Below are 11,116 nucleotides of genomic sequence, written 5' to 3' on the forward strand. Positions count from 1 at the left end.
CCTCCTCCTCACGCCGTTGCACGGCGCGCATCGTCACCGGGCTGGCCCAGATTGCCCGCCTCCTCCTCGCGCCGTTGCACGGTGCGCATCGTCACCGGGCTACGCTGAGCGCCGTGGCCCGGACCGCGCCGTTACGCGTGCAACTGATCGCCAAGACCGACTTCCTGCCGCCGCCGGATGTGCCGTGGACCACCGACGCCGACGGGGGCTCCGCGTTGGTCGAGTTCGCCGGCCGCGCCTGCTACCAGAGCTGGTCCAAGCCCAATCCGCGGACCGCGACCAACGCCGGCTACATCAGGCACATCATCGATGTCGGGCATTTCTCGGTGCTCGAGCACGCCAGCGTGTCGTTCTACATCACCGGCATCTCCCGGTCGTGCACCCACGAGCTGATCCGGCACCGGCACTTTTCCTACTCGCAGCTCTCGCAGCGGTATGTGCCCGAAAACGACTCACAGGTCGTGCTGCCGCCCGGCATCGAGGACGACCCCGAGCTGCGCGGCATCCTCACCGCCGCCGCGGACGCCAGCCGCGCCACCTACATCGAGCTGCTGGCCAAGCTGGAGGCGAAGTTCGCCGACCAGCCCAACGCGGTTCTGCGTCGTAAACAGGCTCGCCAGGCCGCGCGCGCGGTGCTGCCGAACGCCACCGAAACCCGCATCGTCGTCACCGGCAACTACCGGGCGTGGCGGCACTTCATCGCGATGCGGGCCAGCGAGCACGCCGACATCGAGATCCGGCGCCTGGCCATCGCCTGCCTGCGTCAGCTCGTCGCCGTGGCCCCCGCGGTATTCGCCGACTTCGAAGTGACCACGCTGGCCGACGGCAGCGAGGTCGCTACCAGCCCGTTAGCTACCGAAGCCTGAGCTGCGCGGCGGTGCTTAAAGGCTTGCCGGAGCCAGGTAACCTTGAGAACCGTGAGCACCGTCGGATTCGATGCGCCAGCGCGCCTGGGAACCCTCCTGACCGCGATGGTGACACCGTTTGACGCCGACGGCGCCCTGGACACCGCCGCCGCGGCCCGGGTGGCCACCCACCTGGTGGACGAGGGGTGCGACGGTCTGGTCGTTTCGGGCACCACGGGTGAGTCGCCGACCACCACCGACGACGAGAAGCGCGAGCTGCTCCGGGTCGTCCTGGAGGCGGTGGGGGACCGGGCGCGGATCATCGCCGGCGCCGGCACCTACGACACCGCACACAGCATCAAACTGGCCAAGTCCGCCGCCGCCGAGGGCGCCCACGGCCTGCTGGTGGTCACGCCGTACTACTCACGGCCCCCGCAGAGCGGGCTGATCGCGCACTTCACCGCCGTCGCCGACGCGACCGACCTGCCGGTGCTGCTCTACGACATCCCGCCCCGGTCGGTGGTGCCGATCGAATTCGACACCCTGCGTGTGCTGTCGGGGCATCCCAACATCGTCGGCGTCAAGGACGCGAAAGCCGATCTGCACGGCGCGGGACAGATCATCGCCGAGACCGGCCTGGCCTACTACTCCGGCGACGACGCACTGAACCTGCCCTGGCTCGCCATGGGCGCGACCGGATTCATCAGCGTGATCTCCCATCTGGCGGCCGGCCAGCTGCGCGAGTTGTTGTCCGCCTTCAACTCCGGTGATGTGGCAACCGCCCGCAAGATCAACCACTCAGTGGGGCCGCTGTGCAACGCGATGAGCCGCCTGGGCGGCGTGACGTTGTCCAAGGCGGGCCTGCGACTGCAGGGCATTGACGCCGGCGACCCGCGCCTGCCGCAGGTCCCGGCCACACCGGAGCAACTCGACGCACTGGCCGCGGACATGCGCGCGGCCTCCGTTCTACGGTGATCTGACGTTGTACGAGGAGCTCGCCCCACCAGGTCCACTGACGGCGGGCGGGCTGCGGGTCACTGCGCTGGGTGGCATCAGCGAAATCGGCCGCAACATGACGGTTTTCGAGCATCTGGGCCGGCTGCTGATCATCGACTGCGGCGTGATGTTCCCCACCCACGACGAACCCGGGGTCGACCTGATCCTGCCCGACCTGCGTCACATCGAGGACCGGCTGGACGACATCGAGGCGTTGGTTCTCACCCACGCCCACGAGGACCACATCGGCGCCATTCCGTTCCTGCTCCGGCTGCGGCCCGACATCCCGGTCGTCGGCTCGAAGTTCACCCTCGCGCTGGTCGCCGCCAAATGCCGCGAGCACCGCATCAAGCCGGTGTTCGTCCAGGTCAAGGAGGGGCAGAGCAGCCGGCACGGGGTGTTCGAATGCGAGTACTTCGCCGTGAACCACTCCATTCCCGACGCGCTGGCCATCGCCGTCTACACCGGTGCCGGCACCGTCCTGCACACCGGTGACATCAAGCTCGACCAACTGCCGCTCGACGGCCGTCCCACGGACCTGCCCGGCATGTCACGCCTCGGCGACGCCGGTGTGGACCTGTTCCTGTGCGACTCCACCAACGCCGAACACCCCGGAGTGGGCCCGTCGGAAAGCGAGATAGGCCCGACGCTGCACCGGCTGATCCGCGGCGCGGACGGGCGGGTCATTGTGGCGTGTTTCGCCTCCAACGTCGACCGCGTCCAGCAGATCATCGACGCCGCAGTGGCTTTGGGCCGGCGGGTGTCGTTTGTCGGGCGGTCGATGGTGCGCAACATGGGTATCGCCCGCGAGCTGGGCTTCCTGCGGGTGGCCGACTCCGACCTGATCGACATCGCCGCGGCCGAGGAGATGCCCGCTGACCGGGTTGTGCTGGTCACCACCGGAACTCAGGGCGAGCCGATGGCGGCGTTGTCGCGGATGTCACGAGGCGAACACCGCAGCATCACCCTGACCGACGGTGACCTCATCGTGTTGTCCTCATCGCTGATCCCCGGCAACGAGGAAGCTGTGTACGGCGTGATCGACGCGCTGGCCAAGATCGGCGCCCGCGTCGTCACCAATGCCCAAGCGCGGGTACATGTCTCAGGCCACGCTTATGCCGGTGAGTTGCTGTTCCTCTACAACGGAGTGCGTCCGCGCCACGTCATGCCGGTGCACGGCACCTGGCGGCACCTGCGGGCCAACGCCAAACTGGCCGTCAGCACCGGCGTGCCGGAGGATGCGATCATGTTGGCCGAGAACGGCGTCAGCGTCGATCTGGTGGCCGGCAAGGCCAGCATCGCCGGGGCGGTACCGGTCGGCAAGATGTTCGTCGACGGACTGATCACCGGTGACGTCGGCGAGATCACCTTGGGCGAGCGGCTCATTCTGTCCTCGGGCTTCGTCGCCGTCACCGTGGTGGTGCACCGGGGCACCGGCAAGCCGGTGGCGACGCCGCACCTGAGCTCCCGGGGTTTCTCCGAGGACCCCAAGGCGCTGGAACCGGTGGTGCGCAAGGTCGAGGCGGAATTGGAATCGTTGGCCGCCAACAACGTCACCGATCCGATCCGGATCGCTCAGAGTGTGCGTCGCACGGTCGGCAAATGGGTGGGCGAGACATTCCGCCGGCAGCCGATGATCGTGCCGACGGTTCTTGAGGTCTAAAACCCCTCCCGCGAGTGGGGATTTCACGACACGACCCGCCGGGCGGGCGTCGTGGGTTTCACGGTCGGCACAAGAAGATCTAGACCTTCTCGGCTAGAGCCGACCACTCGATCTGGGACGCCGGGAGTCTGCGGCCGGTGGGTATGACGTAACGCTCGACGAGTTCGTCGGGTCCCAACTGCTCCACCAACCGCCAACCGTAGCCGGCCAGAAAGCCTTCCACCTCTTCGGGAAGCAGGCCGAAGTGCCACAGCTGACGGCGCCCCCGAACCGACCGGTACAACGTGCGGGAGCCATACCGATTCGTGCCGTCGATGAAGTCGCGCCGGACGTAGGTGAACACCATGCGACTGCCCGGCGCCGCCGGCCGTAGGCCATCCAGCGTGGCGCGCACGGCGTCCTCGGTGAGGTACTGGGTGACTCCCTCCCAGATGAAGAACGTCCGGTAGTCGATGTGATACCCGTGCTCAGCCAGTGCCGTCAACAGGTCGTCATGCTCAAAATCCAGTGCCACCAGACGAACCGAGAGCGGCAGTTCGCCCAGCACCTTGCGGACCGTCCTGGCCTTGCGGGCGATGTTGACCGGCAGGTCCACCTCGAAGACCGGTTTGCGGATCCGGCGGGTCAACCGGTAGGCGCGGGTGTCCAGGCCCGCGCCAAGAATCACCACAGCGTCGACCTCGTCAAGGGCTTCGGCGAGCTTGTCGCCGATAAACCGTTTGCGGCAGACCAGATTCGCCCACAAGCCGGGACCGGTCCGCTCCGACGCGCTGATGAACACCCGGCGGAACAGCGATGGCGCAGTGGCGGCGACGAGCAGGCGCAGCGGCGCGGGCAGAAAAAGCCCTGCAAGATCGTCGTCCACCAGCCGGCGGTCGGCCGGTTCGTGCTGTTCGATCGCGGACAGCAGCATCGGTCCGAACGCGGTTCCGGCAGCGGGGTTTCGGGCCACGAGCTACCGCTTGTTCACCGAACCCGCGTCGACCGGCAACGTGACGCCGGTGATGTAGCGGGCCTGGTCGGACACCAGCCACGCCACGGCATTGGCGATGTCCTCGGCGTGCAGGATCTGCACCGGCAGGGCATTGCTCATGCCGGGCGCGCGGCCGGACTTGCTGACCAGGTCGGTCAGCCACTGGCGGATGAACTCGTTGTTGATCATCGGCGTGTCGACGCCGGAGGGGTGCACGGAGTTCACGCGGATATTGTGCGGCGCAAGCAAATTGGCGTACAGACGCATCAAGCCGACCAGTCCGTGCTTGGCGGCGGTGTAGCCGATCGACCCGGCGTCGGCACTCCCGACACCGGCCAGGCCCGCAGCCGAACTGATCAGCACGATCGATCCGCCCTCACCCTGCTCGATCAAGGTCGGCGTCGATACGTCGACGGTGTGGTACGCACCGGTGAGGTTGACGTCGATGACGTCGCGCCAGCCGTCAGCCGATTGCATGGGGGCGATCCCGGCATTGGCGATCACGATGTCGAGCCGGCCGAATTCGTCGAGGCCCGCCCGCAAAGCGGCGGCCAGCGAGTCACGGTCCCGGACGTCGCCCTGCCGTGCCACGATGCGCCCTCCGGCGTCCTCCACGAGCTTGACGGTCTGCGCTAAGTCCTCGGCGGTGCCCAGCGGGTAGGGCACGCTGTCGATCCGGCCGCACAGGTCCACGGCGATCACGTTCGCGCCGTCGCCGGCCAGCCGGACCGCGTAGGCGCGCCCCTGACCGCGTGCGGCGCCGGTGATGAAGGCCGTCTTGCCTTCCAGGGGTCGGGCCATCAGGCGCGGATTTGGCCTTTATCGACGTCCCCGGCCGGAACCGGCGCCAGCATCTTGATGTCCGGCGCCCCGGCCAGGTGCTCGCCGACGGCGCCGAACATCTTGCCGACTGCGGGCGCGGTGCTGTGGGTCTTCAGCGCCTCTTCATCGGCCCACTGCTCCACGAAGACGAAGGTCTCGCCGGACTGGTGCAGTGAATACAGCTGGCATCCGGGCTCGCCGTGCACCTCTTCGACCGCGGTGGTCAGGATGTCGCGGACGGTGTCGACCGATTCGGGCTTCACGGTCAGCGTGGCGACGACGACTACGGGCATGCTGGGGCCTCCTGACGACTGTGGCGGGTGGGTTTTAGCACTGTTGGTCACCCTACCCACACCGCCGGCGCGCGCCGGTTTCAGCTGCCGCCTGACTGATGATCGGTGCTGCGACTCAGCCCCACCAGGTCGAGGACCACGGCCGCGGGACTGCCCGTGGCGGCCACCAGAGTGAACGGGCGCTGATGGGCCGTCAGTTGGTCGCGCATCATGAACAAGGCCCGCACACCCCGGCTCGTCAGCAGGGTGACCTGGTCCAGGAGCACCGTCAAACCGACCGTGCCGCCCTGGGCGGCATCGGAGAGGTCAACGTTGAACTGGTCGGCGGTCAACGCATCCACCGCGCCGGTCACCGTGAGTGTCGCCTTGCCGGGTTCGTCGTGGCGCTCGGCGCGGTAAAAGTGCGGCGTGCGGGCTGACGGGCTGCTTCCGGGTCCGCTGGAAACAACCAGGGCGGGGCGAGAAACCTTGTGCCGCAGCGTCACTACCGTCCCCTTCTGGGCCGGCCGGGAAGCGCTGTCATGACTGATCGTCACCTTGTCGAGCAGCCGCTCCATCATCGCCAGGCCGCGCCCCCGCCCGATGTCACCGATTCCGGGCGTACGCCATTGCCCGTCGTCGCCGATGCACACTTCAACAACCCCGCCGGACTGCAACCTGCCGGTGATGCGCAGCGGTCCGGGGGCGCAGTCGGGGTACGCGTGCACCGCCACGTTCGCGATCGCTTCGTTGACCGCCAGTTCGATAGCCAGCGCAGCCTCGTCGCTGATATCGATTGTGGTAAGCCATGTTCGGATGCCGTTGACGGCGTCGGTGATGCCGTTGTCGTCGGCGAGAGTCGAGACGGTCAGCTCCGGTGGGGGTGCGGCCACAAGTTGCACCGCCAGCGTGGTGACATCGTCGTCATACCCAGTGCGGGTGAGCAATTCGACGGTCAACTGGCACGCGCGGGCCGCCGGCGAATGCGCCGCGCCGGTGGGCAGCACCCGGTTCGCGACCGCGTCGGCCGCCACCTGCGCAACCTCGGCGTAGCCTTCGGCCATGGTTCGTCCCGGCCGCTCGATGAGGCCGTCGGAGTACAGCAGGACCACATCGCCGGGTTTCAGCGGCCTCCCGACGACGGCGTGGTGATGACCGACTCCCAGTGGCGCGCTTCCGCTTTGGTGTAGGAACCTGGTGTTGCCGTCGGCGCCCACGACGACGGGCGGCGGGTGCCCGCACAGGCAGAATTCCATATCGGCAGTGCGCGGATCGATCACGACGATGCCGACGGTGGCGGCCCGAAGTGGGGCCTTCTTCGCGGCAAAAGCGTCAACTTGCGCGATGGCCGAACCAAGGTCAGCGGTGGTGGTCAGCGCCAGCTCCAGCGCGGCGCGCAGCTGACCCATGGCCGCCGACGCTGCCACTCCGTGCCCCACCACGTCGCCGACCACCAGTGCCATTCGGCCGTCGTCGAGCGGTAGGGCGTCGAACCAGTCCCCGCCGGCCGCCTGGTCCCGTGACGCGGTCAGGTAGCGCGCGGCGATGTCGATATGCGGAACCACCGGTAGCTCAAGGGGCAGCAGGGCCCGTTGCAGTTCGTCGACGACATCACGGGTCGCCTCGTAACGGCGCTGGGCTTCTGCCGCGCGCCGCCCGGCAAGCTCGCGTTCCAGCACCTGATCGGTGACGTCGTTCGCGTAGGCCAGCACCCACTGCCGGTTAACGGGATGGGGTGTGACGACGAAACTCAACCATCGCTCCTCGACCCGGTTGGACGCCGGGTGTTCCCAGTGCACCCGCCACTCCCGGCCGATTTCGGTGCGGCCGCTCGCGTACACCCGCTCGATCACGGGGTTCATCAGCTGGCCGTCCAATTCCGGGAACACCTCGGAGACGGTGCAGCCGATGACGTCGTCCCGGCCGGCAACGTAACGGAAGGCGGCATTCGCGGCGACCAGACGTAGCTCCGGGCCCTGCCAGCAACAGGCCATGACGTCCAGCGCGTCGAAGACGGACCGAATCACTTCCGCATCGCCGACCAGGGTGTCGAGATGCCCACTTTCCGACATTCGTCCACAATGCCTTCTTCTCGGCCCCGCTGCGCGGCTGTTCCGCGAACATTGCCCGCCCTCGGGGACGGGCTGGGTAACGAGACGGGTGAGCCCCGATAAACCCTTCGTTACCAGTGTGGCGGGTGGTGCTGATGTTGTTCTAGCGACTACGCTTGCGGGCATGGCCAGTAAGACCGCAGCCCGCTCCGGAACACGAACGAGCAGGTCAGGGGCCACTTCGCGGGCCGGCGCCGCAGGTGGGCGTGCGAGTGCGTCGCCTCGCGCGCCCAAGAAGCGCCCGAGTAAGCCCGTCAAGCGGGTGAGCAGGCCCGCCAAGCGTCGCAATCAGTCTCTGCTGGTGCTGACCGGACGCGCCTGCGGCCGGGCGGCACGCGCGGGTTGGCTGATGGCCGCCAGGGGAACCGGGAGTGCAGCGCGCTCGATCGGCCAGGCGCGCAACATCGAAGCAGGACATCGCCGCGACGGCATCGCGCTGGCGCTGCTGGGTATCGCCGTGATCATCGCCGCCAGTTCGTGGTTCAGCGCCGCCCGGCCGGTGGGGGCATGGGTGGACGCCGGTCTGCGGACGTTCGTCGGCTCGGCGGTGGTGCTGCTGCCGTTGGTCGCCGCCGCGGCGGCGATCGTACTGATGCGCACCGAACCCGACCCCGACGCGAGGCCACGGCTGATTCTCGGCTCCAGCCTCATCGCGCTGTCGTTTCTCGGACTGCGCCACCTGTGGTCCGGCTCACCCGAAGATCCCGAATTGCGCAGACGGGCAGCGGGATTCATCGGCTTCGCGATCGGCGGACCGCTCTCGGACGGATTGACCGCGTGGATCGCGGCGCCGCTGTTGTTCATCTGCGCGCTGTTCGGGGTGTTGCTGCTGACCGGCATCACCATCCGGGAGGTGCCGGACGCCCTGCGAAACATGTTCGGCACCAGGCTGTTCCAGCGCGAGTACGAAGACGACGAGTACGACGACTTCGCCGGTGACGACGCGGACACCGTCGAGGTCGCCCCGGCCGAGGATTTCTCGGACGGCTACTACGACGAAGCCCCGCTGCGCCCCGAGGACGAGCCCAAGCCCTGGCCCACGGCGTCGGACGCCGAACTCGCAGAACCCATCGCCGACGAGACGCCGACCGTTCCGGAGCCCAAGACCCGCAGGCGCGGAACCAAATCCGACAAGCGCGATGCCCAGGTGCTGGACCGGGTGGTCGAGGGCCCGTACACGCTGCCGTCGCTGGATCTGCTGGTAGCCGGGGACCCGCCCAAGAAGCGCAGCGCCGCCAACACCCACATGGCCGGTGCCATCGGCGAAGTGCTCACCCAGTTCAAGGTCGACGCCGCGGTCACCGGGTGCACCCGCGGGCCCACTGTCACCCGCTACGAGGTGGAGCTCGGCCCGGGCGTCAAGGTGGAGAAGATCACCGCGCTGCAGAAGAACATCGCGTACGCGGTGGCCACCGAAAGCGTGCGGATGCTGGCCCCGATTCCCGGCAAGTCCGCGGTCGGCATCGAGGTGCCCAACACCGACCGCGAAATGGTGCGGCTGGCCGACGTGCTCACCGCGCCGTCGACCCGCCGGGACCATCACCCGCTGGTGATCGGGCTGGGCAAGGACATCGAAGGTGACTTCATCTCGGCGAACCTGGCCAAGATGCCGCACCTGCTGGTGGCCGGCTCGACCGGCTCGGGCAAGTCCAGCTTCGTCAACTCCATGCTGGTGTCGCTGCTGACCCGCGCCACCCCGGAAGAGGTCAGGATGATCCTGATCGACCCCAAGATGGTGGAACTGACGCCCTATGAAGGCATTCCGCACCTGATCACGCCGATCATCACCCAGCCCAAGAAGGCGGCGGCGGCCCTGGCGTGGCTGGTCGAGGAGATGGAACAGCGCTATCAGGACATGCAGGCCTCCCGGGTGCGGCACATCGACGACTTCAACGAGAAGGTGAGATCCGGCGCTATCTCGGCGCCGCTGGGCAGTCAGCGGGTGTACCGGCCGTATCCGTACGTCCTGGCGATCGTCGACGAGCTCGCCGACCTGATGATGACCGCCCCGCGCGACGTGGAGGACGCCATCGTGCGGATCACCCAGAAAGCGCGTGCCGCGGGTATCCACTTGGTGCTGGCCACTCAGCGGCCCTCGGTCGACGTGGTGACCGGCCTGATCAAGACCAACGTGCCGTCCCGGCTGGCGTTCGCGACGTCATCGCTGACCGACAGCCGGGTGATCCTGGACCAGGCCGGCGCGGAGAAGCTGATCGGTATGGGCGACGGCCTGTTCCTGCCGATGGGCGCGGGCAAGCCGATCCGGCTGCAGGGCGCCTACATCACCGACGAGGAGATTCAGGCCGTCGTCGCCGCCTGCAAGGACCAGGCGGAGCCGGAGTACACCGAGGGCGTCACCGCCGCCAAGCCCAATGGTGAGCGGGCCGACGTCGACCCCGATATCGGCGACGACATGGATGTGTTCCTGCAGGCGGTGGAGCTGGTGGTGTCCAGCCAGTTCGGTTCGACCTCGATGCTGCAACGCAAGCTGCGGGTGGGCTTCGCCAAGGCAGGCCGGTTGATGGACCTGATGGAGACGCGCGGCATCGTCGGGCCCAGCGAAGGCTCCAAGGCCCGCGAGGTGCTGGTCAAGCCCGACGAACTGGCCGGCACGCTGGCGCTGATCCGCGGCGGCAGCGGCGCCGACGGCGAGCCCGTTTGACGGCGAGCAGACGCGAAATCGCACAAAAACCCTGGTTTTGATGCGACTTCGCGTCTGCTCGCGGGGCTAAAGCACCAGCAGCATGCGGGAGTTCCCCAGAATGTTGGGTTTGACGTAGCTCAGGTCCAGGAACTCGGCGACACCGATGTCGTAGGAACGGCACATCTCCTCGAACACCTCGGCCGTCACCGGAGTGCCCTCGATCTCGGTGAACCCGTGCTTACCGAAGAACTCGGTCTCGAACGTCAGCACGAACAGCCGTTCGAGTTCCAGCTCCCGGGCCACTTCGAGCAGCCGATTGACGATGGCGTGGCCGACTCCGTGGCCGGTCAGATCCGGGTCGACCGCGACGGTGCGAATTTCCCCGAGATCGGCCCACAACACATGCAGTGCGCCACACCCGACCACTTTGCCGGCGATTTCCGGATCCTCGGCCACCCAGAATTCCTGAATGGACTCGTAAAGGGTCACCAGATTCTTCTCCAGCAGAATCTTGCCGGCGTAGGTGTCCACGAGTTGTTTGATCGCGGGGACGTCAGAGGTTCGCGCTCGCCGAACCACCGGCCGGTAATCCCGTCGACTTTCGGTCACGGGGAAACAGTATCGACATCGCTGACCGCATGAGCTGGCCAGCCGTTATTCTGAGGCCGTGTCGGGGCAACCGCAGGCGGGTCAGGCAGCGGGTCAGGCCCGCATCGCGAATCTGGCGAATGTCCTCACCATGGTGCGATTTCTGCTCGTCCCGATCTTTCTGTACGCGCTCTTCTACGGC

9 protein-coding genes are annotated in these 11,116 nt (G+C 67.5%); 4 read left to right on the forward strand and 5 right to left on the reverse strand.

Annotated elements, in window-relative coordinates; translation table 11 throughout:
* Positions 1 to 113: 113 nt before the first annotated feature.
* Genes thyX through AO501_RS26130 form a run of 3 tightly spaced genes read left to right on the forward strand, consistent with a single transcriptional unit; the run spans position 114 to position 3,504 of the window.
* Complete coding sequence (gene thyX, locus AO501_RS26120) at positions 114 to 866, forward strand: FAD-dependent thymidylate synthase (RefSeq protein WP_055580485.1); 753 nt, start codon at positions 114 to 116, stop codon at positions 864 to 866.
* 51 nt (positions 867 to 917) lie between these two features.
* Positions 918 to 1,820, forward strand: coding sequence for a 4-hydroxy-tetrahydrodipicolinate synthase (gene dapA / locus AO501_RS26125; RefSeq protein WP_055580486.1), 903 nt, complete (start codon positions 918 to 920; stop codon positions 1,818 to 1,820).
* Between the two features lie 7 nt (positions 1,821 to 1,827).
* The gene (locus AO501_RS26130) at positions 1,828 to 3,504 is read left to right on the forward strand and encodes a ribonuclease J (RefSeq protein ID WP_055580487.1); all 1,677 of its coding nucleotides are present in this window, start codon (positions 1,828 to 1,830) and stop codon (positions 3,502 to 3,504) included.
* A gap of 79 nt (positions 3,505 to 3,583) precedes the next feature.
* On the opposite strand, the gene AO501_RS26135 is transcribed toward AO501_RS26130, so the two are convergent.
* The 4 genes from AO501_RS26135 to AO501_RS26150 form a co-directional block, all read right to left on the reverse strand.
* Complete coding sequence (locus tag AO501_RS26135) at positions 3,584 to 4,456, reverse strand: SAM-dependent methyltransferase (protein ID WP_156452790.1); 873 nt, start codon at positions 4,454 to 4,456, stop codon at positions 3,584 to 3,586.
* Positions 4,457 to 4,459: 3 nt separating this feature from the next.
* Complete coding sequence (locus AO501_RS26140) at positions 4,460 to 5,281, reverse strand: mycofactocin-coupled SDR family oxidoreductase (RefSeq protein ID WP_156452791.1); 822 nt, start codon at positions 5,279 to 5,281, stop codon at positions 4,460 to 4,462.
* Positions 5,278 to 5,592 (reverse strand): putative quinol monooxygenase, encoded by a 315-nt coding sequence (locus AO501_RS26145; protein WP_055580489.1) that lies wholly within the window; start codon positions 5,590 to 5,592, stop codon positions 5,278 to 5,280. Before AO501_RS26145 ends, AO501_RS26140 begins: the two co-directional genes overlap by 4 nt.
* An 80-nt stretch (positions 5,593 to 5,672) precedes the next feature.
* Positions 5,673 to 7,643 carry a SpoIIE family protein phosphatase gene (locus tag AO501_RS26150; protein ID WP_055580490.1) on the reverse strand — a complete coding sequence of 657 codons (1,971 nt, stop codon included), beginning with the start codon at positions 7,641 to 7,643 and terminating at the stop codon, positions 5,673 to 5,675.
* 163 nt (positions 7,644 to 7,806) lie between these two features.
* Here AO501_RS26150 and AO501_RS26155 point away from each other — a divergent pair, with 163 nt between their 5' ends.
* Positions 7,807 to 10,344, forward strand: a complete 2,538-nt coding sequence (locus AO501_RS26155; protein ID WP_055580491.1) for a DNA translocase FtsK — start codon at positions 7,807 to 7,809, stop codon at positions 10,342 to 10,344.
* A 66-nt stretch (positions 10,345 to 10,410) separates the two neighbouring features.
* Here AO501_RS26155 and AO501_RS26160 read toward each other — a convergent pair whose 3' ends face one another.
* Positions 10,411 to 10,935 (reverse strand): amino-acid N-acetyltransferase, encoded by a 525-nt coding sequence (locus AO501_RS26160; protein WP_055580492.1) that lies wholly within the window; start codon positions 10,933 to 10,935, stop codon positions 10,411 to 10,413.
* Positions 10,936 to 11,116 lie beyond the last annotated feature (181 nt).

The sequence above is a fragment of the Mycobacterium gordonae genome (assembly GCF_001417955.2).
Taxonomy (GTDB): domain Bacteria; phylum Actinomycetota; class Actinomycetes; order Mycobacteriales; family Mycobacteriaceae; genus Mycobacterium; species Mycobacterium gordonae_B.